The sequence below is a fragment of the Janthinobacterium salmonicoloratum genome (assembly GCF_051380845.1).
GTDB classification, from domain to species: Bacteria; Pseudomonadota; Gammaproteobacteria; order Burkholderiales; family Burkholderiaceae_D; genus Janthinobacterium; species Janthinobacterium lividum_F.
On sequence record NZ_JBNYXV010000007.1, the window covers coordinates 74848 to 97383 of the forward strand.

General features: G+C 62.2%; 17 protein-coding genes. 11 read left to right on the top strand and 6 right to left on the bottom strand.

Annotated elements, in window-relative coordinates; genetic code table 11:
* The first annotated feature begins 24 nt into the window (after positions 1-24).
* The 6 genes from hisI to tatC all read left to right on the top strand — a co-directional run bounded on the left by hisI (position 25) and on the right by tatC (position 2868).
* Positions 25-462 (top strand): phosphoribosyl-AMP cyclohydrolase, encoded by a 438-nt coding sequence (gene hisI, locus ACQ4WY_RS24700; RefSeq protein ID WP_353659535.1) that lies wholly within the window; start codon positions 25-27, stop codon positions 460-462.
* A complete protein-coding gene (locus tag ACQ4WY_RS24705) occupies positions 459-830 on the top strand; it encodes a phosphoribosyl-ATP diphosphatase (RefSeq protein WP_436506340.1) in 372 nt (123 codons plus the stop codon). Before hisI ends, ACQ4WY_RS24705 begins: the two co-directional genes overlap by 4 nt.
* Before the next feature lie 15 nt (positions 831-845).
* The gene (locus ACQ4WY_RS24710) at positions 846-1217 is read left to right on the top strand and encodes a histidine triad nucleotide-binding protein (RefSeq protein ID WP_289952478.1); all 372 of its coding nucleotides are present in this window, start codon (positions 846-848) and stop codon (positions 1215-1217) included.
* A gap of 80 nt (positions 1218-1297) precedes the next feature.
* Complete coding sequence (gene tatA, locus ACQ4WY_RS24715) at positions 1298-1534, top strand: Sec-independent protein translocase subunit TatA (protein WP_353659536.1); 237 nt, start codon at positions 1298-1300, stop codon at positions 1532-1534.
* Between the two features lie 48 nt (positions 1535-1582).
* The gene (tatB, locus tag ACQ4WY_RS24720; protein WP_353659537.1) at positions 1583-2116 is read left to right on the top strand and encodes a Sec-independent protein translocase protein TatB; all 534 of its coding nucleotides are present in this window, start codon (positions 1583-1585) and stop codon (positions 2114-2116) included.
* Positions 2113-2868, top strand: coding sequence for a twin-arginine translocase subunit TatC (gene tatC, locus ACQ4WY_RS24725; protein WP_436506341.1), 756 nt, complete (start codon positions 2113-2115; stop codon positions 2866-2868). Before tatB ends, tatC begins: the two co-directional genes overlap by 4 nt.
* Before the next feature lie 267 nt (positions 2869-3135).
* Here tatC and ACQ4WY_RS24730 read toward each other — a convergent pair whose 3' ends face one another.
* From ACQ4WY_RS24730 to ACQ4WY_RS24745, 4 genes are all read right to left on the bottom strand, one after another.
* Positions 3136-4995, bottom strand: a complete 1860-nt coding sequence (locus ACQ4WY_RS24730; RefSeq protein WP_436506450.1) for a DUF885 domain-containing protein — start codon at positions 4993-4995, stop codon at positions 3136-3138.
* 169 nt (positions 4996-5164) lie between these two features.
* A complete protein-coding gene (locus ACQ4WY_RS24735; protein ID WP_436506343.1) occupies positions 5165-5653 on the bottom strand; it encodes a hypothetical protein in 489 nt (162 codons plus the stop codon).
* Between the two features lie 55 nt (positions 5654-5708).
* Positions 5709-9890: a DEAD/DEAH box helicase gene (locus ACQ4WY_RS24740; RefSeq protein WP_436506344.1), complete on the bottom strand. Its 4182-nt coding sequence runs from the start codon at positions 9888-9890 to the stop codon at positions 5709-5711.
* Positions 9887-11830 carry a dipeptidyl-peptidase 5 gene (locus ACQ4WY_RS24745; protein WP_436506345.1) on the bottom strand — a complete coding sequence of 648 codons (1944 nt, stop codon included), beginning with the start codon at positions 11828-11830 and terminating at the stop codon, positions 9887-9889. The genes ACQ4WY_RS24740 and ACQ4WY_RS24745 overlap by 4 nt, the downstream gene beginning before the upstream one ends.
* 198 nt (positions 11831-12028) lie before the next feature.
* Here ACQ4WY_RS24745 and hemE point away from each other — a divergent pair, with 198 nt between their 5' ends.
* Positions 12029-13114: a uroporphyrinogen decarboxylase gene (gene hemE / locus ACQ4WY_RS24750; protein WP_436506346.1), complete on the top strand. Its 1086-nt coding sequence runs from the start codon at positions 12029-12031 to the stop codon at positions 13112-13114.
* An 840-nt stretch (positions 13115-13954) separates the two neighbouring features.
* The gene (locus ACQ4WY_RS24755; protein ID WP_436506347.1) at positions 13955-16006 is read left to right on the top strand and encodes a primosomal protein N'; all 2052 of its coding nucleotides are present in this window, start codon (positions 13955-13957) and stop codon (positions 16004-16006) included.
* On the opposite strand, the gene ACQ4WY_RS24760 is transcribed toward ACQ4WY_RS24755, so the two are convergent.
* Complete coding sequence (locus tag ACQ4WY_RS24760; protein WP_436506348.1) at positions 16007-16897, bottom strand: ArgP/LysG family DNA-binding transcriptional regulator; 891 nt, start codon at positions 16895-16897, stop codon at positions 16007-16009.
* A 129-nt stretch (positions 16898-17026) separates the two neighbouring features.
* On the opposite strand from ACQ4WY_RS24760, the gene ACQ4WY_RS24765 reads away from it, so the two are divergent.
* Positions 17027-18475, top strand: a complete 1449-nt coding sequence (locus ACQ4WY_RS24765) for a dihydrolipoyl dehydrogenase (protein WP_436506350.1) — start codon at positions 17027-17029, stop codon at positions 18473-18475.
* Positions 18476-18639: 164 nt separating this feature from the next.
* Complete coding sequence (locus ACQ4WY_RS24770; RefSeq protein ID WP_436506351.1) at positions 18640-19761, top strand: HD-GYP domain-containing protein; 1122 nt, start codon at positions 18640-18642, stop codon at positions 19759-19761.
* 9 nt (positions 19762-19770) lie between these two features.
* On the opposite strand, the gene ACQ4WY_RS24775 is transcribed toward ACQ4WY_RS24770, so the two are convergent.
* Positions 19771-20256, bottom strand: coding sequence for an SRPBCC family protein (locus tag ACQ4WY_RS24775; RefSeq protein WP_101483211.1), 486 nt, complete (start codon positions 20254-20256; stop codon positions 19771-19773).
* A 211-nt stretch (positions 20257-20467) separates the two neighbouring features.
* Here ACQ4WY_RS24775 and ACQ4WY_RS24780 point away from each other — a divergent pair, with 211 nt between their 5' ends.
* Positions 20468-22528 (top strand): UvrD-helicase domain-containing protein, encoded by a 2061-nt coding sequence (locus ACQ4WY_RS24780; RefSeq protein ID WP_166448575.1) that lies wholly within the window; start codon positions 20468-20470, stop codon positions 22526-22528.
* Positions 22529-22536 lie beyond the last annotated feature (8 nt).

A 22536-nucleotide genomic window follows, 5' to 3' on the forward strand; every position in this document is an offset into this window, starting at 1 on the left:
TAAATACAAGCAGGGTAGAAGAACATGCAAAACGGAACCATCGTAGCAAGCAATGCCAAGTGGCTGAAAAAGGTCAAATGGGACGAGCACGGCCTGGTGCCCGTGATCGCGCAGGAAGCGGGCAGCAATGACGTGCTGATGTTTGCCTGGATGAACCGCGACGCGTTGGCGCGCACGGTGGAGCTGGGTGAAGCCGTGTACTGGAGCCGTTCGCGCAAGAAATTGTGGCACAAGGGCGAAGAGTCCGGCCACACGCAAAAGGTGCTGGAAATCCGCCTCGATTGCGACGAGGACGTGGTCTTGCTGAAAATCGAGCAAGCCGGCGGCATCGCCTGCCATACGGGCCGCCATTCGTGCTTCTTCCAGAAATTCGAAGGCGATGAAAAAACGGGAGAATGGCAGATCACCGACCCCGTCCTGAAAGACCCTGACACGATTTATGCGGAAAGCAAGAGCAAATGAGTGAAACCTTGAAGCGCCTGGCCGCCGTGATCGAATCGCGCAAGCCGGCCAACGGCGGCGACCCCGCCACGTCCTATGTCGCGCGCCTGTTTGCCAAGGGCGATGACGCCATCCTGAAAAAAATCGGCGAAGAGGCCACGGAAACGGTGATGGCCGCCAAGGATGCGCGGCGCGACAACGACCCGTCGAAGGTCTTGTACGAATGCGCCGACCTGTGGTTTCACTCGCTGGTGATGCTGGCGCAGTTCGACCTGACGCCGCAGCAGGTGCTCGACGAGCTGGCGCGCCGTGAAGGCTTGTCGGGCCTCGAAGAAAAGGCGGCACGCAAGGATGCACTGCGCGACGCTGGCGAAACAGACAAACACTGACCTACTGGAGCGTGCGTGGATAACTGCATTTTCTGCAAGATTGCTGCAAAACAAATTCCTTCGTCTATCGTGTATGAAGACGAGGACTTGCTGGCCTTCAAGGACATCAACCCGGCCGCCCCCGTGCATCTGCTGTTGATCCCGAAGCGCCACGTGGCCAGCCTGTCCGACTGCGATGACAGCCATACGGAAATACTGGGCAAGCTGCTGCGCCTGGCGCCGAAGCTCGCTGCCGAGTTCGGCTGCGCCGTCACGTATGAGGCCGATGGCACGCCTGCCGGCGGCTTCAAGACCATGATCAACAGCGGCCCGAACGGCGGTCAAGAGGTGTATCACCTGCACATGCATGTGTACGGCGGTCCTCGCCCCTGGCGCGGCCAGCACTGATTTCGCCGTACGCCGGGTTCGCGTGTATACTACCGGCATTGGTTGACGCTATTCGGGCACCGTCCCGCAAGGAGAATGTGATGGGTTCATTGAGTATTTGGCACTGGGTGATCGTTCTGGTCATTGTGATGCTGGTCTTCGGCACCAAGAAACTGGGCAATATCGGCGGTGATATCGGCAAAGCCGTCAAAGGTTTCAAGGATGGCGTCAAGGGCGACGATGACGCCGCGGCAGCCAATACCCCTCCTGCTGCGCCATCGCAAGTGGCCGACAAAAGCACCATCGACGTCGAGACGAAAGAGAAAAGCAAGTTCTGATAGCGTGGCGGGGCGCTTGCCTCGTCCGGTAACAGCCCTTGTCCGCTTATGATCGATCTCGGTCTCTCTAAAATCGCCATCATCGGCGTGGTTGCGTTGATAGTCATCGGCCCTGAAAAGCTGCCGAGAGTGGCGCGCATGGCCGGTACCCTGTATGGCCGCGCGCAACGCTACCTGAACCAGGTGAAATCCGAAGTCTCGCGCGAAATTGAAATGGAAGAGCTGAAAAACCTGCAGAAGGAAGTGCAGGATGCGGCCCATTCCGTCAAGCAAAGCGTGGAGAAATCCATGCATGGCGTGGAAAACTCGATCTCCGGCAACCTGGCCGAGGTGGAAAACGCCTGGCGCGGCGATGCAAGCGCGTATGAGGGGCATCACGACGCCCATGAAGCCATGCTGCGCGCTACCAACGATGACCTGGCCCGCAAGGCGCGCGAATTTCGCCGCAAGAAGCTGGTGCGCAATTCCGCCATCCCTGGCTGGTACAAGCAGCGACATGGCGGCAAGCAGCACGTGCAGTCGGCGGCTGCTCGCGTGGCGCGTTTCCGTCCGCGCGCCAGTTCCTCCTCCTTTTACTCATGAGTAGCAAATCCCCGGTGGAAGAAACCTTTATCTCGCATCTGGTCGAGCTGCGCAACCGCCTGGTCAAGGCCTCGATCGGCATCGCCATCGTCTGCGCCGTGCTGTTTTACTGGCCCGGCCCCTCGCATATCTACGATTTTATTGCCGCGCCGATGATCGCTTCGCTGCCGGCCGGCTCGAAAATGATCGCCACCGGCGTCATTTCACCGTTCCTGGTGCCGATGAAAGTGACCCTGGTGATCGCCTTCATCGTTGCCTTGCCCTGGGTGCTGTACCAGATGTGGGCCTTCATCGCCCCCGGCCTGTACACGCATGAAAAGCGCCTGATCGCGCCGCTGGTCATCTCGTCTTCCCTGCTGTTCATCGCCGGCGTGGCTTTCTGTTATTTCTTTGTGTTTGGCCGCGTGTTTCACTTCATCAGCGACTTTTCGCCGTCGTCGATCGCCGTCACGCCCGATATCGAAAACTACCTCGATTTCGTCATGTCGATGTGCCTGGCCTTTGGCGCCACCTTCGAGGTGCCCGTGGTAGTGGTGATCCTCGTGCGCATGGGCTTGGTCAGCATCGCGAAACTCAAGGAAATACGTCCCTACATCATCGTCGGCGCCTTCGTGATTGCCGCCATCGTCACGCCGCCGGACGTGGTCAGCCAGTTCTCGCTGGCCATCCCGATGTGCTTGCTGTTCGAGCTGGGCCTGCTGGTGGCGCCCATCTTCGTCAAGGCCACCCAGGCGCCGGAAGAAGCGTCCTAGACGAAAGCAAGATACTGCAAGCACTATACGCAGGCAAAAGCCGCTGACCTCCCTCGGGAGCAGCGGCTTTTTCATTGGGCAGGCGCTTGGTGAGCATTTACTGCATACGCTTCCCCTTGCTGGAAAATCGGCAATTGCCAGTGAGGAGTGCGGTGGCGCTTGCCTTCCCATGAGCTTAATGGACCGGGACGCCGGTGGTTTGCGGTGGCGCAAACGGATGCAAAAAGGGCGCCGCGGCGCCCTTTGCAAGATGATGTTGCGTACCGCTTAATTCATCAGTTCCTTGATGACTTTCACGGGCGCGCTGCCGTAGCTGAGGAATTGCTCATGGAAATCCTTCAGCACGAATTTGCTACCCAGCGCTTGCTTGCGTTGTTCGCGCAAGTCCATGATCTCGCTGTAACCGCTGAAATAGCTGGTCAGTTGCACCGAGCTGAGCTGCACGCGGCGCCATTTTTCTGTTGCTTCACGCTTGGTCTGGAAGGCCTGGCGCGTCAGCAGGTCGAGTGCCTGTGCTTCCGTCATGCCCAGCACGTGCACGCTGTAGTCGAGGATGGTGTTGGTGACGCTGCGTAAGTTCCACTTCGAATACATCAGCCACATTTCCGGCGCGTTATTGCCATAGCCCGATTCGAGCATCATGCGTTCGCCATACACGGCCCAGCCTTCGATCATGGCGCCGTTGCCGAAGATGGACTTGACCAGCGAGGGCGACTTGTTGGCGTACACAAGCTGCGTGTAGTGGCCGGGGATGGCTTCGTGGATGTTCAGGATCTGCAAGATCCAGTGGTTGTACTCGCGCAAGCTGCTTTCCGCCTGTTCCGCCGTTTCGCCATCGAGTGGCGTCACGTTGTAATAGGTGCGGTCCTGCGGGCGATACGGGCCGGGCGCCTCGATGCTGGCGCCCGCCACGCCGCGCTGGTAAGCGGGCGTTTCACGCACGACCAGGGGCTTTTTCGGGTCCATCGTCAGCAGGTTGTGGCTGCTCACCCATTCCTGCAATTCCGGGATCTGGCGGCGGATTTCCGGTACGAAATCGGCGGGCGCCACGTGATTGCTGGAGAGCTTGTCGATCACCATGCCGATCTTCGCCGTGCGGTCCGCCGGCTTGGCCGTGGCGCCCATGGTTTTCACCCACAGTTCGTCGGACAGGCTATCCATGTGCTCAAGCAGCGTTTCGCGCGCCGCCAGGGCTTTCTGGTACATCTGCTCGGCGCTCACGCTGGCTTGGATATCGTAGGCAAATTTCTGTTCATACAAATCCTTGCCGATGCGGAAGGAACGCGCGTTGCCGTTCTGCGCCAGCGCGGCATCCTGTTCCGTTAGCCAGGCCGCATAGCCTTGCACGGCCGTGCGGGCCGCGGCGATGCGTGCGTTGTACAGCTGTTTTTCCGTCGGCGTCAGGATGGAGCCCTGTGCCGTCTTGTTCAGGTCGTCAAGCACGCTCAGTACGCCGGCGCTCTGGGCGATGGCCAGCTGCGTGTGTTCGCGCGTGGGGTTGACGATGCTGGCGCGGGCGGCCGCATAGTATTGCGGCACGGTGGCGATGCGCTTGAGCAAGGTGCGCAGGCGCTGCGGCTGGGCCGCGTACTCCGTATTCAGGATGAAGTCGATCGAGCCGGCCACGTTGTACTGGGCGGGATTCCATTCGAATTCGCGGAAGGTGGTCAGATACCAGCGGTCCGATTGCAGTTTATTCGTCAGCAAGGCCAGGTCGGTACGTTGCTTGTCCGACATTTTGCTGGCATTCAGCTTGCCGAACTTGCCCAGCCATTCTTCGATGAAGGCCAGTTGCTTCTGGCGGCTGGCCGCGTCGGGAATGCTCAGGTTGGCGGCGCCATCGTACTTGCCGACCGAAATCGCGCTTTCCGGGTCCAGGCGCCACAGGGCCGTGAGGAACTGGCCACTCAGGTTATTCATGGAACGGTCGCTGCTGTTTTCGCTGGCGACAGCGGCGACCGTGGCTGCCGTGGCGGCGCTGACGACGGCCGCTTTCTTGGCGACGGTTTTTTTCTTGCTGCTGCTGGTGCTGGCCTTGCCGTTTTTCTGCGGCTTCTTGGCGGCGCTGGCCGGTGTCAGGGTAAAGGCCATCATCAATGCGGCGAGCGCAACTTTATTTTTTATCAGCATAGTTTATCTCTTGAATATTTTGCTGTTTGTTCTAATCAGAAAATAATAAACTGATAATATAAGTAACAAACAACTATTGAAAGGTTGGCCTTGCTTGTCTGGGCGGCCCAAAGATTAGCATTAATTGCCGCCGCTGCGCAGTTTTTTGCGCCGGGCGCGCGCGGCGCTAGACGACGATGGCGCTGCCGCGCAGCATGTCCTGGTGGCGCGCATTGATGGCCGCCACGGCATCCTTGCCGCGCGCCATGCCGGTAGCGTGGATTTCGATGTCCTGCGTGTAGCGCTGGCTGACGCGGACCGTGTAGGACTGGAACAGCCAGCTCCAGAAGTTGGTTTCATAGACGGCTTCATCCATGTCGCGCCATTTGACGCCCGTGAGTTTCTTTTTCCACGGCAAGATGCCGGACGCCAGCCACACGCCAGCCTCGTCGTAGTACAGCTGATAGCTGCGTATCGTCAGCAGGCGGTAGGCGACGATCAGGGCCGAGCCGATCAGCACGACGAAAGCGGCGCGCGCGTTGTACTTGAAGGCGAGCGGCAAGGCGGCAAAAAACAGCAGCACGGCGATGACGAAGGTGCTGACGTAGGCGGTCCAGGATTTGCCGCACAAAAAGGTGGCGCGCTGGCCGGCGCTGGTGGCGATATAGTCGGTCATGGCGTGGCAGAGAAACAGGGAAAAAGGATCATCGCATGGAACGCGGCTTCGCCGTTCATTTTTTCAAGCCCTCCTGCAGCATGCCCAGCATGTCATTGGCCGACATGCGCGCGGCCGCGTCGCTGCCTTCCAATAAACTGTCGGCCAGGTCGCGCTTGTGCTGGTGTAATTCGACGATGCCTTCCTCGATCGTGTGTTTGGCCACCAGGCGGTAGATGGTGACGGGGCGCAATTGCCCCATGCGGTGGGCGCGGTCCGAGGCCTGGTCTTCCACGGCCGGATTCCACCACGGATCCATGTGGATCACGTAATCGGCCGCCGTCAGGTTGATGCCCATGCCGCCCGCCTTCAGGCTGATCAGGAATACATCGCCTTCTCCCGCCTGGAAGGCATCGACCCGGCGCTTGCGTTCCTGCATGGGCGTGCTGCCGTCGAGATACTGGTAGCTGACGCCGTGCTGCTCCAGGTGCTTGCGGATCAGGGTCAAATGGTCGACGAACTGGCTGAAGACGAGCACCTTGTGGCGGTTTTCCAGCAAGCCCGACAGCAATTGCGCGAAGGCCGCCAGCTTGCTGCTGGCCAGGCCCAGCTCCGGCGCCACCAGTTGCGGATTGCAGCAGGCGCGGCGCAGCTTCATGATCTCGGCCAGGATCTGGATGGCTTTTTTCGACGCCGGCCCCTCCACCATCGCCAGCTTTTCCAGCGCTTCGCGGCGCAAGGATTCGTACAGCGCCGTTTCCTGCGGCGACAGCTCCACTTCCAGCACGATTTCCGTGCGCGATGGCAATTCCGACAGCACTTGCGTCTTCGTGCGGCGCAGGATGAAGGGCGCGATCAGGCGGCGCAGCCGCAATCGCGCGCCAGCCGCCGCCCGCTTGTCCTGATCTTTCTCAATGGGACCGGCAAAGCGCAGGTTGAACTGATCGAGGGTGCCCAGTAAACCGGGGTTAATGAAGCGGAACAGATTCCACAATTCGCCCAGGTGGTTTTCCAGCGGCGTGCCGCTGGCTACCATGCGGAAATCGCCTTGCAGCGCCATCACGGCTTGCGAGCGCTTGGTGGCGCCATTCTTGATGGCCTGCGCTTCATCGAGCACGATGGAATGCCAGCGCACGCCGGCAAACAGGGTGGCTTCCTGCTGCAGCAAGCCATAGCTGGCCACCACCACGTCGAACGGCTGCAATGTTTCCAGCATGTCGGCGCGGTCGCCGCTGCCGAACAGTTTGATATTCAAGGTGGGCGCGAAGCGCTGCGCTTCGCTGATCCAGTTCATGCACACGGACGTGGGGGCGACGACGAGGGTGGGGCCGTTCGGCGCGCGCGCCAGGATCAGGGCCAGCGCCTGTAAGGTCTTGCCGAGTCCCATGTCGTCGGCCAGGCAGGCGCCCACGCCCCAGTGCGCCAAGCGCGCCAGCCATTGGTAGCCGGCCAGCTGGTAGTCGCGCAAGTCCGCCTGCAGGGTGCTGGGCAACTGCGGTTGAAAGTCGTCGAGGGCGCGCAGGCGCAGCAGGTGTTCACGCCACAATTTGTCGGCCTTCACGCCGCCCGCATCGTTGGCCAGCTCTTCCAGCGCGAAGGCGGCCAGCGGGTGGATGTGCACGCCATCGGCATGCGCCTCGCCATATGCGGCCAGCTCCGACAGCCGGCGGTGCAGCTCATCGCTGAGGGCCAGGAACTGGTTGTCGCCCAGGGCCACGAAGCGGCTTTTATTGTTCTGCATCAAATCGAGCAGGGCGCGCAAATCCATCACCTTGTCTTCGTCGATCTGCACTTCGCCGCTGGCGGCAAACCAGTCTTTTTCGCTCTTGATATTCAAGCGCATCTGGCCGCTGTCGATACGTTTCGACACGCGCATGGTTTCGCCTTCGGGCCACGCCAGTACCATGCCGGCGGGATCGAGCGCCTGCAGCTCCACCAGCAGTTGCAGGCCCAGGGCAGGCTGGCCCAGCAGCCACTCGCCATGCTCTTCTTCAGCCTCTTCCAGCACCAGGCAACGACCGATGAGCTGGCGCTGCGCTTCGCGTTCCGCGTTCAGGTCGCGCCGCGCCTGCACGGCCCGGCCCGCCACGTCGGCAAACACGCTTTCGGCGCCGCTGCCGGGCGCGTAATAGGCGCCGTTGTCGAGCAGTGGCCGCACGAGGATCTGCATTTTCAGCCCCTGCTGGTAGGGCAGCAGATGCACGTGCAGGCGGTGGTCGGCCGTGATCGCTTCCGCGTCGCCGGCGCCGCCGCCGATATCCGATTGCACGGTGACCATGGACGAGATGGCGCCGATCGCCTGCATCACCTGTTTTTCCGCGTGGAGAGGCACAGACAGGCCCAGGCCTACGATGGCGCCGATGCGCCGGTGCTCGTCGAGGATGTGCACCACGCGCAAGCGCGTCGGCGTTTCGCGCTGCACCACCACATTGCTGCCGTTGTCGGGTAATGGCGGCTGCATGCCCAGCCACAGCTGCCCCTCGTGCGACTTGATGAGGAGTTCGGGCGCGCCGGCGATCAGTTCCACGCGCGTCTCGGGATGGTCGAGCCAGAAGACGAGCGGGTGGCCCACCAGCAAGACGGCGGCCTTGTCCAGCTCGACTTCATAGCGGGGCGCCGACGAATAGTATTGCTTGAACGGCGCGATGCTGCCTGCCGCGCGGGCGTCTTGCGGTGTGAGGAAATCGATGTCACCCGCCTCTTCGGCCAGACGTTTGAGGCCCATGGCGCGGCCCTTGCTCCAGCCGCCGCGTGCGTCGCGTTTCTGCTCGCGCACTTCCACGGCCGTGAGGCCAAAGCGCGGGTCGAACGTCACCAGCCACACCAGGCGCGAGACGCCGCCCAGCGCTTCGGCGGGCGCGTTCTGTTGCAGGTTGATGAGGGCGCTCAACTGGCGCTGCCACGCTTCCTGGCGTTCGAACCACGGCGCCATGTCCGTCAAGCCGTGTTGCGCCCGTTTGGCTGTCGCAAAGCGCTCTTGCTGCGGCTCGCCCATCAAGCCCAGCAAGCCGGCCGCCTGCGCGGCGATCAGATCGTAGCCGGCGGCGTCCGCTTGCTGCACCAGCGATCGCAGCTGGTCCTTGCGTTCGCTCAATTGCGGTAGCGCCAGCCAGTAGTACAGCAAGGCCTGGAATAGTTGTGCCTGCAGTCCCGTTTCCCAGCTCCGCGTGGGGATGCTTTCCGCCAGCTGCACGCCGCCGCGCACCAGGCGCAAGGTATTCAATTGCTGGTAGACGATGCTGTCGTGGTTCGGCTGCGCGTGCAGCGCGATATCGAGATAGGTCTCCGCGCTTTTCAGCAGCTTGGCGTCGTTGCCGCGCAGCAGGGCCAGCACGTACAGGTGGCCGCCGATGCCCGTAAAGCACAGCTTGCGTTTGCCCGCCTCCTTGCGCAGCCCTTTCAGGGCCGTTTCGAAGCCCGCCACGGCGTGCGCATGTTCGCCGCGCAACAGGGCAATGCTGCTGTCGACAAACAGCGCCTGCGGCCCCTGCTGGCCCGCCAGGTAGCGGGCGGCCGCGTCGAGTTCGCCGCACAGCAGGGCGTCTTCGGCCAGGGCCAGGGGCAGGGCGGCGCCGATATGGTCGCCGGCGGCCGCCTGGCGCGCGTGGTGGGCGCGCGCGTAGCTACGGATGGCGTGCGCCGTGGCCGGCTCGCGCGGGGCATTGCCCAGCAGCACGGCGAGGATGTCATCCTGCAGTTGCGGCATGACGAAAGACAGCATCTCCGGTTCGAACGGCCGGCCGAAAATCTCGATCAGCGGATGCAGCTGCTGCGCTTCATAGCACGCCATGCAGGCGGCCAGGATGGCAGCCACGTGGCGTACCTCGTCATTGCGCAGCAGGGCGATGCGCAGGCGCGCCACGCCTTGCCGGTAGCTGCGTAATTCCACATAGCCATCCCAGTTGCGGCGCACGGGATTGATCAGCTCGATGGCCTGGCACAGGTCGCGAAACACCAGGTGTTCGATGGCGGCGCGCATGGCGGGCCAGCGCAGTCTGGCTTCGCAGGCAAAGCCCCGTCCCACCACCTCGCTGGCCAGCGCCAGACGCGTCAGCCGCAGCAGCATGTTGGTCACCACCAGCAGGGAAAACGGCGTGCCGTCCGGCTCGACGATATTGGCGCGCTGCAAGTGTTCATACACGGCATGCTTGCCCACCGGTTCGCCCGTGATCGCCAGCATGGCCAGGATCATCTGTTCGTGCTGCTCCAGTGCGGCGAACTCGTCCAGCAGGTGCTGCTCTGCATGCAGCTCGCTCATGCGGGCAAATTGGCGATATGCACGGGCGGCTCGCCGGCCGCCACGGGCAGGCCGAACACGCGCTGGTAGAAATACAGTTCCGCATCCAAGGTGCGCACGATGTTTTCCGCCTTGCGGAAGCCGTGCCCCTCGCCTTCCAGCGGTACATAGGCGACGGGCACGCCGCGTGCCTGCAGGGCGTCGACCATCAGCTGCGACTGCTGCGGCGGCACGACCTTGTCATCGAGGCCCTGGAAGAAAATCATCGGGCGCGACAATTTATCCGTGTGGTGGATGGGCGAGCGCTCAAGGTACAGCGCCTCGGCTTGCGGCTGCGAAGCGATCAGGTAATCGGTGTAGCGCGATTCGAACTTGTGCGAATCGTTGTCCAGGCCCTTCAGGTCGGACACGCCATAGTAACTGGCGCCCGCCTTGAAGACGTCGTGGAAGGTCAGGGCGCACAGGGTCGTCAGGCCGCCGGCGCTGCCGCCGCGGATGATCAGGCGTTCCGGGTCGGCCAGGCCGTTGGTCGCCAGGTAGCGCGCGCCGGCGATGCAGTCTTCCACGTCGACGATGCCCCATTGCCCGCGCAGCGCGTCCCGGTATTCGCGGCCGAAACCGCTGCTGCCGCCGTAGTTGACGTCGAGCACGCCGATGCCGCGGCTGGTCCAGTATTGCGTCGCAAGTTTCAAGGTATTGCTGGCCATGCTGGTGGGGCCGCCATGGCTGATGACGATGACGGGTGGCAAGGTTCCTGCCGGCGCCTGCACGTCGCCATTGGTAGGCGGATAAAAGAAGGCGTAAGCCGTGCGGCCATTGCTGCTAGGAAAGCTCAAGCTGCGCGGCACGGACAGGTAGTCGAGCGCGGGCAGTGCCGTGATCGACTGCGCCAGCACTTCCAGCTCATGGTTCGACAAATCGATGCGCGCCAGTTCCAGCGCGATGGTGGGGCTGCCGCCCAGGAGCGCGACGAAGCCGGGCCCCACGCGCAGTTCGCGGATTTCCTGGTAGGGGTGGGGAATCGGCTCGAGCTTGGCCGCCGCGACGTTCAATTGCGCCAGGTAGCTGATGCCGGCCTGGATATACGTGCAGACGATCTCGTCGTCGGAAAGAAAACCGTACATGCTGCCGCCGAAGGTCCAGTGCGGCGTGGCAAATTCCGCTTCCATCGGGCATAGCGCCTCGATGTCGGCGCCATGCAGGCGATACAGATTCCACCAGCCGCTGCTGTCGGAAACGAAGTGCAGCAAGCCGTTCGGCGACCATTCCGGCTGGCAAATCGATTCGCGCGCGCCGCCGGCGATCAGGCGCGGCGAACCCAGGCTGCCGTCCGCCTGCACGTCGGCCAGCCACAGTTCCGTGCCTTGCCACGGCAGGCGCGGGTGATCCCAGCTGATCCAGGCGAGCTGGCTGCCGTCCGGCGACAGGCGCGGCGCCGCATAAAAATCGTGGCCGCGCGCCAGCACCGTTTCGCGTCCGTCGAAGCCGACGGCGGCCAGGCAGTTTTCGGGAAGGGCATGACCTTCTTGCGGATGTTGCTCGCGCACGGCGATCAGGCGGGCACGGGCCGCATCGACAACGAAGTCCGCATGGCGCGTGTTGCCGCCCGTGGTGAACGCTTCGGGCACGCCGTCGCCGCTCACGCGGTACAGGCAGTTGTCGGCGAAATGCGAGAAATACACGGTATCGCCGGCGACGGCATACGCGCCGCCGCCGTATTCATGCACGCGGGTACGCACATTGAAGGGCGCCAGCGTCAGTTCATCGATGCGCGCGCCGCGCTGGCGCAGCAGAGTGTTGCGTCCCGCCTCGCTGGCGCGCCCAGCCAGCCAGTACACATCGCTCCCATCCGCACCGCCCAGGGCCAGCTGCGTCAGCGGCGAGGCGCCAGCGGCGACGATGGCCGCGCTGATCGGCGATGGCCAGATGCCATAAGGGGTGCTGGATGCGGTCGAGGTCATGCGGGCTCCGTATAGTGGGGGGATCAAGGGCCGCCAGGCAGGGTCAGGGCGCGCGGCAGCGTGCATCATCATAATGGAAGGGCTGGCACAACGAAAGTCATCGCTGTGCGTGGCAAATGCTGCAAAGCGACACTTGAATCAATGAAATGGCGGCAATTGGATGCGATAATACCGCTTCTCCAAGCTCGATTGCCTGCCATGCCACAATTTGCTCCGCTCCAGAATGATTCTTTCCTGCGCGCCCTGTTGCGCCAGCCGACCGAGCACACCCCTGTCTGGCTGATGCGCCAGGCGGGCCGCTATTTGCCCGAATACCGCGCCACGCGCGAGCGGGCCGGCTCTTTCCTGGGCCTGGCAAAGAATCCCGATTACGCCACGGAAGTGACCTTGCAGCCGCTGGAGCGTTTCCCGCTCGACGCCGCCATCCTGTTTTCCGACATCCTGACGGTGCCTGACGCGATGGGCCTGGGCCTGTATTTCGCCGATGGCGAAGGCCCGAAGTTCGAGCGTCCGCTGCGCACGGAACAGGACGTGCAGGCTTTGCGCGTGCCGGATCTGGAGTCGCTCGACTACGTCTTCAAGGCCGTCACGCAAATCCGCACGGAATTGAACGGCCGCGTGCCGCTGATCGGTTTTTCCGGCAGCCCGTGGACCCTGGCGTGCTACATGGTGGAAGGCGGCGGCTCGAAAGAGTTTCACACCATCAAGAAGATGCTGTACAACCGCCCGGACCTGATGCACCACATCCTGGCCATCAACGCCACCTCCGTGGCGCAGTACCTGAATGCGCAAATCGATGCCGGCGCGCAAGCCGTGATGATTTTCGATTCCTGGGGCGGTGCGCTGGCCGATGGCGCCTACCAGGAATTCTCGCTGGCCTACATGCAACAAGTGGTGGCGCAGCTGAAGCGCGACAAGGATGGCGTGAAAATCCCCGCCATCGTATTTACCAAGGGCGGCGGCCAGTGGATCGAACAGATCGCCGATATCGGCGCCGATGCCGTGGGCCTGGACTGGACCGTCAACCTGACGCGCGCGCGCCAGCTGGTGGGACATAAGGTGGGCTTGCAGGGCAATCTCGACCCCGCCATCCTGTTCGCCAGCCCCGAGCAGATCCGCGCCGAAGTGGCGAAAGTGCTCAACGCCTTTGGCGCGCCGTCGGCAGGCACGGGCCATGTATTCAACCTGGGCCATGGCATTTCCCAGTTTACGCCGCCGGAATCCGTGGAAGCCATGGTGGAAGCCGTGCACAGCATGAGCCGCGCCATGCGCAGCGGTCAGTAATTCCCCGTTTCCCCTGGCGCAGGGGCAGAGAAGGCAGGCTTTCCAGTGGAAGCCTGCCTTTTTCTTTGCTGCGCACTAGCAAGAAAATACCGACTTATGCACAATTTTTTTTGCTGCGGAAATAAGAGGCAGTCGAAGAGCCATGCCCGGGGAAGCTCTGCAAGTGCTTGATTATTAAGAAATAAAAAATGCCTTGCTCAGCGGACTTTGTTGCAATTGATAAGGTTATTCTTCCGTTTGCTGGCCTTATTCCTTCATTGTCCACAAAGTTATCAACAGATTCTGTGGATAAAATTGAAAAGTAATTTGTTAACCGATACTTAGCGCAGATGTTCAGGTTTCACCTGAAGTGTATGCTGCAGTGCATGATAATTGCACAATGTTTCGCCGCCCGGCAGGCAAAAACGAACGCTTGCCCGGCAATTGTCAAATTTGCCGCATGCGGCAGGTGTTTTTCCGGATCGGACACCTTAAAACGGTGCTGATTTCTGTATAAATAAATTACAAATGGTTCAGTTATGCACAGCGGCGGAAATGCCCCATGGATTTATAGCCTTCCGGGCATCAATTTTTAAGTCATTGATTTTAAATAGTTAATTTTTCTTGCGTGCCCCTCTTGACGGCGATCGAAATCTTCTATCCACATTTTTCTGAAAGTTAATTTTGCTTTGTCCACAAAGTTATCCACAGAATTTTCTTCAGGCACGATGACGCGCTGTTGCGTCCGCCGTTAGGCGTTTGAGGGGCGGAACAAGTATTATGGCCGGCTCGCTTGATGCCTGACATCCCGCCGCGCCATTGACCCTGCGGCGCGCTTTTTTAATGAGATAGGCCACCCCCATGTCGCAGTGCTTTTCGACGTCGTGCATCCTGAAAATCGCGCTCGACACGCCCCTGAACGCCCTGTTCGACTACCGCTGGAACGCATTGGCGGATGCGGACGCTGCCGTGCCGCTGCCGCAAGTGGGGCAGTTGGCGCTGGTGCCGTTCGGCCGGCGCGAAGTGATGGGGCTGATCGTCGGCGTGTCCGACAGCACCGACGTGCCCGCCGCGAAATTGAAGGACGTGCTGGCCGTGCGCAGCCAGCTGGCGCCGCTGTCGGAACAGTGGCTGGCGCTGGCCGCCTTTGCCGCCGTTTACTACCAGCGTCCGCTGGGTGAAGTGGCGCTGCCGGGATTGCCGAAGAATTTGCGGGTGCTCACCACCGTGGCGCTGGACCGGGCCATCAAGAAGCTGGCCAAGCTGGCCGACGCGCATGACGGCACGCCACTGAACATGCCGGCGCTCAATCCTGCTCAGCAGGAAGCAGCCGATGCCATCGGCGGCGCGCAGGGTTTCAAACCCACCCTGCTATATGGGGTGACGGGCAGTGGCAAGACGGAAGTGTATCTGCAAGCCTGCGCCCAGGTGCTGGCGCGCGACGAGGCGGCGCAAATCCTCATCCTGGTGCCGGAAATCAATTTGACGCCCCAGTTGGAAGGCAATATCCGCGCGCGCTTTCCCGGCGTCATGCTGGCAACCTTGCACAGCAGCCTGTCCGAGGGCGAGCGCATGCTGCACTGGCTGGCCGCCCACCAGGGCCAGGCGCGCATCGTCCTCGGCACGCGATTAGCCATCCTGGCGTCCTTGCCGAATCTCAAACTGATTGTCATCGACGAGGAACACGACCCTTCCTATAAGCAGCAGGAAGGCTTGCGCTATTCCGCGCGCGACCTGGCCGTATGGCGCGCCTGGCAATTGCAGATACCCATCGTGCTCGGTTCGGCCACGCCTTCGCTGGAAAGCTGGCACCACGCCCAGACGGGACGCTATCGCAAGCTGGAATTGCGCGAACGGGCCGTCAAGAACGCGGTGTTGCCTCGCGTCAAGATTTTGGACATGGAGCGTGACAAGCCTAAAGATGGCCTGACTTCGCATCTGGTAGCCGCCTTGAAACTGCGCATGGAGCGGGGAGAGCAGTCGCTGCTGTTCTTGAACCGGCGCGGCTATTCGCCCGTGATCTGCTGCGAATCGTGCGGCTGGATCAGCAATTGCACGCGCTGCACCTCGTTCATGGTGCTGCACAAGCCCGAACACCGCCTGCGCTGCCACCATTGCAGCCTGGAATTGCGCATTCCCCGCCATTGCCCCACCTGCGGCAATGTCGACTTGCAGCCGCTGGGACGCGGTACGCAGCGGGTGGAAGAGGGCTTGCAGCAACTGTTTCCCGAGGCGCGCATTTTGCGCATCGATGCCGATTCCACGCGCAAGAAGGGCAGCGCGCAGGAAGCGTTCGACACCGTCCACCGGGGCGAAGTGGATATTTTGATCGGCACGCAGATGGTGGCCAAGGGCCACGATTTCAAAAAGCTGACTTTGGTGGGCATTTTGAATCCGGACACGGCCCTGTTTTCCCAGGATTATCGGGCCAGTGAACGCCTGTTTGCCCAGTTGATGCAGGTGGCGGGCCGGGCCGGGCGTGCCGCGCAGACGGAGGGCGGCAGCGTCAGTGAGGTGCTGATCCAGACGCGCTATGCGCGCCATCCGCTGTATGACGCCGTCGTCAATCACGATTACGACCACTTCGCCACGACCTTGCTGGAAGAGCGGGCCCAGGCGGCGCTGCCGCCGTATCTGTTCCAGGCCCTGCTGCGCGCCGAAGCGCCCGAGCTGGCCACGGCCATCGAGTTCCTGCAGGCGGCCAAGGAATGCATGGAGCATCCGCAGGTGACCATCAATGACCCGATTCCCATGAGCATGACGCGCGTGTACAACGTGGACCGCGCCCAGCTGCTGCTCGAATCCGCCTCGCGGCCTGCGCTGCAGGCGTTTTTAAAAGAATGGCTGACTGAATTGCGCGCCATGAAGTCGCGCGTGAAATGGTCGCTGGAAGTGGACCCGCTGGATATCTGATTAGTTCAGGTAGTCGCGCGCCGACTTGACGATCTGCTCGGACAGCAGTTTGGTAAACGGCGTGTCCAGGGTCCACGCATGCCAGCTCAGCGGCACGTCCAGGGTGCTGCCCGGCATCAGATCCACGAGACGGTCTGTTGCCAGCGCTGGCGCGGCCAGACGCTGTGGCATCAAGCCGTAGGCCAGGCCATCCTGGATGCAGGCGCGGCGCGCCGCTTCGACCGGTAAAGTATGGTGTGGAAACGGTTCACGCATGCTTAATTGTTCAGCGAGGAAACGCGCCAGCAAGCCGTGCTGGCCCACGACGGCGGGCGCCAGTTGCACCGCCTCGGCAATAAAACCATCGCCGAACCAGTGGCCCGCAAACACGGGCGTGGCCACGCAGACATAGCGCAAGGTGCCCAGCGGCGTGACGCTGGTGGCGGCCGCCGCGTCGATCGCTGTGCCGGACTCGGCCGACACGCAGCCAAACACGGAACCGTCGCGCACCATTTGCAGGGCGCTGTCGCTGTCGGCCAGGCGCACGTCGAGCTGGCAGCGCGGCGGCGCCAGCAGGGAGGACAAGGTGTCGGGGAACCAGGTGGCCAGGCTGTCGGCATCGATGGCGATGGCGATTTCCGGCATGCTGACGCTGTTGCCCAGGTCGATGTCGAGCGACGCTTCCATCAGCTTGACGTTGCGGTGATGCACGATCAGGCGCTGGCCCAGGCCCGTCGGCACGGCTGGCTGGCCACGGATGATCAGCAGGCGCCCGCTGGCGTCTTCCAGCGCCTTGATGCGCTGCGAGACGGCCGACTGGGTGATGCCCAGCGCCAGGGCGGCCTTGTCGAAACTGCCATGGCTGGCGACGGCGTCCAGCACGGCCAGCGCGCGATAATCGAGTGATCCCATTAGCTCAGCTTATAAATTTTGAAAATGATTAGTTATACTAATGCATATATTGCTGCAAAGTAAAACCTTATTTTCACCAAACGGGTAGTATCGAACGCTGTGAGCAAACTCAGTGGGATGGACGGCACGATGAAGACGATACAAGTGGATGTGGCCGTGATCGGCAGCGGCACGGCCGGCATGACGGCGCACAGGGCGGCGCGCATGCAGGGCAAGCGCGTGCTGATGATCGAAAGCGGGCCGTACGGCACGACGTGCGCGCGCGTGGGCTGCATGCCCAGCAAACTCTTGATCGCGGCGGCCGAGGCGGCCCATGCCGTGGCTGCCGCGCCGGCGTTTGGCGTGCATCCGGGCCCCGTGCGCATCGATGGCCGACAAGTGATGGCCAGGGTGCGCAGCGAGCGCGACCGTTTTGTCGGCTTCGTGCTCGACGGCGTCAACGCCATCCCCGAGGAAGAAAAACTGCGCGGCCATGCACGCTTCATCGCGCCCGGAAAATTGCAGGTGGATGAGCATACCCTTGTCGAGGCCACGAGCGTGGTGATCGCCACCGGTTCCACGCCCGTCGTGCCGCCCGAGTGGCAGGCGGGCGGCGACAGGGTCATCACCAGCGACGCCGTGTTCGAGTGGACGGACTTGCCAAGCTCCGTGGCCGTGGTGGGCAGCGGCGTCATCGGCCTGGAGTTGGGGCAGGCGCTGGCTCGCCTGGGCGTGCGTGTGACCCTGTTTGCGCGCGGCAATAAAGTCGCGCAGCTGACGGACCCGCTGGTGTTGCGGGAGGCGGACGCCGTGCTGGCGCGTGAACTCGATATCCGTTTCATGACCCAGGTCGCGCATGTGGCAAAAACGCCAGACGGCAGCGGTATCGCGCTGACCAGCCGCGATGGCGATGGCGTGGAAAAAACCGAGCAGTTCGCGTATCTGCTGGCCGCCATCGGCCGCCGTCCGAACGTGGACCAGATCGGCCTGGAAACGGCGCAAATCGAGCTCGACCGCCACGGCATCCCTCTGCATGACCCGCATACCATGCAGTGCGGCAAGAGCGCCATCTTCATTGCGGGCGACGCCGACAATGCCTTGCCGCTGCTGCCCGAGGCGGCCGACGAGGGCCGCATCGCGGGTGATAATGCGGCGCGCTTTCCTGACGTCAAACCGGGCTTGCGCCGCACGCCGTTGACCATCGCCTTCACGGAGCCGCAGATTGCCACCCTGGGCGCCACCTACCAGCAATTGTGCGTGAGCCACGCGGGCCGCTTCGCCGTCGGCGCCGTGTCGTTCGGCAACCAGGGCCGCAGCCGCGTGATGCTGCAAAACCAGGGCTTGCTGCGCGTGTATGCGGAATTTGGCAGCAAGCGTTTTCTCGGCGCCGAGCTGATCGGCCCAAGGGCGGAACACCTGGGCCACTTGCTGGCCTGGGCGTGCCAGGCCCAGCTGACGGTGCCGGCCATGCTCGACATGCCGTTCTATCACCCCGTCATCGAGGAAGGCGTGCGCACGGCCTTGCGCGAGCTGGCGCTGCACCTGGAAAAAGACCCGGAACACGCGCCCGGCTGCGCCGATTGCACACCTGGACCTTGAATGCAACTTTATGCTTTATATAATTTTGTAGACAAGCTCACATGATTGCGCGATCATCGCTGGCACATTGAAATATTGATTAAAAGCAAAAAACATTTCAAATGGTTCATGCCCACGACCACCCGATGGTAAAAAGGGTGGCGGCTAGCGATGACGGAGACGATGTGAAAATTCGGCGCATTTATGCGGGAGAGCTCGCCCTGGGCGTGGCCCTGCCCTGGGACGTGTACGGCGAGACGGGCGGCTTGCTGGCCAGGCTGGGCCATGTCATCAGCAGCGAGAACCAGATCGAATTGCTGCTGGCGCGCGGCGTCATCGCCGACACCAGTGCGGACGCGCCGCGTACGGCCACGGAAGCGCCGTCGGCACTGCGCATGCTGAATCTCGTCACGGCAGGGCTGGCCCTCGTCTTGCCGGCTATTGCCGCCAGGCAGGCGGATGGTCACGCATCCTTGGCGCCGCTGGCGCAACTGGTGGAAGAGGCGGTTGCACTGGACGCGGACGTGGCGCTGGCCTGCATCCTGCACAACCAGGGCGCGGGCGATTTTGCCGTGCGCCACAGCGTCGACACGGCCGTCATCACGGCCTTGCTGGCGCGCGCCCTGAAACTCGATGATGGTGTGATCCGCAGCGTGGTGCTGGCCGCGCTGAGCATGAATGTGGGCATGCTGGAACGCCATGCGGATTTCCAGCACAAGGCGGGGCCGCTGGACGCGCAGGAGCGCGCCTATTTGCGCGCCCATCCGCAAGCGGGTGTCGATTTGCTGCGCGCGACGGGCTTGACGGACGCCGTCTGGCTGCAGGCCGTGCTGCAGCACCATGAAAATATCGATGGCAGCGGCTATCCGCTGGGCACGCAAGGCGAGGCGATCGGCATCGGCGCGCGCCTGATCATGCTGGCCGACCGCTATTGCGCGCGCGTGTCGAAGCGCAGCTATCGCCAGCCCTTGCTGCCGAACGTGGCCTTGCGCGAAATGTTGATGGCCGACAAGGCCACCCTGGATGCGCCGCTGGCGTCCCTGCTGGTGCGCGAGCTGGGCATCTACCCGGTCGGCACCTTCGTCAAACTGTTAAATGGTGAAATCGGCGTCGTCACGCGCAAGGGCTTGAATGCCAGCACGCCCCACGTGCAGTCGCTGATCGGTCCGCGTGGCGCGCGCCTGGACGTGCCGCTGCGCCGTGATACGCGCGTGGATTTGCACGCCATCCGCGAAGTGCTCAGTGCGGAGCAGGCGGGTTTGCAGTTTCGCCCTGATCAGCTGTGGGGCCGCAGCGCGCGAATTTAGCCCAAGCGTTTAGTTCAGCAAGCCCGCATCCAGCCGCCCTTCGAGCGCCAGCTCGCGCATGATGCGCACAGTGTCGATGTCGGACTCCTTGTAAGCGGAGCGGCGGAAGTCGTCGTACAGGGCGTTGGCCGCATCGGTGGCCGCGTCGTGGCCGTCGTCGTACTGGAAGCGCACCCACAGGCTGGCCTCGTCGGGCATCTCGATGGTCATCACCAGCGAGGAGGCGCTGATATCCTTTTGCGCCGGCACTTCGTAGCGCACCTGCAGTTGCGGCACCAGCACCACCCTGTCGTTGATGACCAGCTCGCCATAGCGCAGGCTGCGCGCGAAACCGGCGTCGCTGCGCTCGCTGATCTGGCACTCGTCCAGGTGCGGCACGAACAGCTTGGGCGACTCGGCGCGCAAGACCAGGCCGCGCCAGACCTGTTCCAGGCTCAAGGTGTCGATCAGCGGGTTCAGCGGATCGTTGATTTCAATCAGGTGTTCAAATTTCATGGGACTGTCATTCGGTAAGTGGGCGCGCACGGGCGAGATATAGGCGGAATGGTACTCCAGGCTTGGCCTCGCCGCACGCATGGCATGGCCCAAGATGGCGTCACATGACGATATATCAATGCCATTGCCTGTTTTTAAGGCACTGCCTGCTGCGCAAATAGCCCACGCGACGCTGTTACAATGGGCTGCTGTTCCCTGCGGAAATACCCTGATGTCCAAAGCACCACAGTTCGGTCTGAATGCGCCCCAAAGCGAAGCGGTTACCTACCTCGACGGCCCCTGCCTCGTGCTGGCGGGCGCCGGCTCGGGCAAGACGCGCGTGATCACGCAAAAGATCGCCCATCTGATCGAAGACCGGGGCTATGACCCACGCACCATCGCTGCCTTGACCTTCACCAACAAGGCGGCGCTGGAAATGCAGGAACGCATCGCCAAGCTGCTCAAGCAGCCACGCCAGGCCAAGCAGTTGACGGTGTCGACCTTCCACTCGCTGGGCGTGAAAATCCTGCGCCAGGAAGCCAATGGCGTGGGCTTGAAAGACCGCTTCTCCATCATGGATAGCGACGATTGTTTTTCGCTCGTGCAAGACTTGGCCATTACCACCGATAAACAGGTGATCCGCGGCATCCAGAACGCCATGTCCTTGTGGAAAAATGGCTTGATCGATCCGGACATGGCCCTGGCGCAAGCGAAGGATGAAGACGAGGCGAACGCGGCGCGCATCTACCGCAGCTACGTGGCGACGCTCTCTGCCTACCAGGCCGTCGATTTCGACGACTTGATCCGTTTGCCGGTGGAATTGTTCCGCAACAACGGTCCCGTGCGCGACAAATGGCAGCGCCGCTTGCGCTACCTGCTCGTCGATGAATACCAGGACACGAATACGTGCCAGTACGAACTGGTGAAACTGATGGTGACGGGCATCGGCAAGAAGCCGATGTTTACGGCCGTGGGCGACGACGACCAAGCCATTTATGCCTGGCGCGGCGCCACGGTGGAAAACCTGAAAACGCTGGAAACGGATTTCCCCGATTTGCGTGTGATCAAGCTCGAGCAGAATTACCGCTCCACCATGCGCGTGCTGAATGCGGCCAATGCCGTCATCGGCAACAACCCGAAGCTGTTTGAAAAGTCGCTGTGGTCGGAACATGGCCTGGGCGAGCCGATCAAGGTGCTGGGCATGCAGACGGACGAGCAGGAGGCGGAACAGGTCGCCATCATGATCTCGGCCGACCATTTCGAGCGAAAAAATAAATTCTCCGATTACGCGATTTTGTACCGGGGCAACCACCAGGCACGGATCATCGAGCAATGTTTGCGCAAGGAACGCATCCCGTACACGATCTCGGGCGGCCAGAGCTTCTTTGACAAGGCCGAGATCAAGGACATCATCAGCTATCTGCGCCTGCTGGCCAACGAAGACGACGACCCGGCCTTCATCCGCGCCGTGACGACGCCGCGCCGTGGCGTGGGCCAGTCGACTTTGGAAGTGCTGGGCGCGTTTTCGGGGCAGTGGCAGTGCTCGCTGTTCCAGGCCGTGTTCAAGGGCGGCATCGAGGCCAAGCTGACTGACCGCCAACTGGGGCCGCTGCGCGACTTCTGCAACTTCATCAACGACCTCGAATCGCGCGCCAGCCGCCCGGGCGCGGCCGGCAGCGGCGACAACGCGGCCGAAGTGCTGGATGACATGATGAAGGAAATCCACTACGAATCGTATCTGTACGATGCCTTCGAGGAACGGCAGGCGCAGAGCAAGTGGCAGAACGTGCTGGAATTCGTCAACTGGCTGAAGGAACGGGGCAGGGGCGGCAAGGACCGCGACGGCGAAGAAAAAAACGTGCTGGAATTGACGCAGATGGTGGCCCTGATGACCATGCTCGAGGGCAAGGACGAGGAGCAGGACGCCGTGCGCATGTCGACCCTGCACGCGTCGAAAGGCCTGGAGTTTCCGCATGTGTTTCTGGTGGGCGTGGAAGAGGGGATTTTGCCGCACAAGGGCGACCCGGACGCGCCGGCCGAAACCATCGCCGCGCGCATCCAGGAAGAGCGGCGTCTGATGTATGTGGGCATCACGCGCGCCCAGCGCACCTTGCACATCACCTGGTGCAAGAAGCGCAAACGGGCGGGCGAGCAAGTCCATTGCGACCCGTCGCGCTTCATCAAGGAAATGGAACTCGACGTGGGCGACGCCGTGCCGACGGAGGCGGAAGTGATTTCGCCCAAGGAACGGCTGGCGCGCATGAAGGCCTTGCTGGCTGCGCCGAAAGTTTAGTTAAAGAA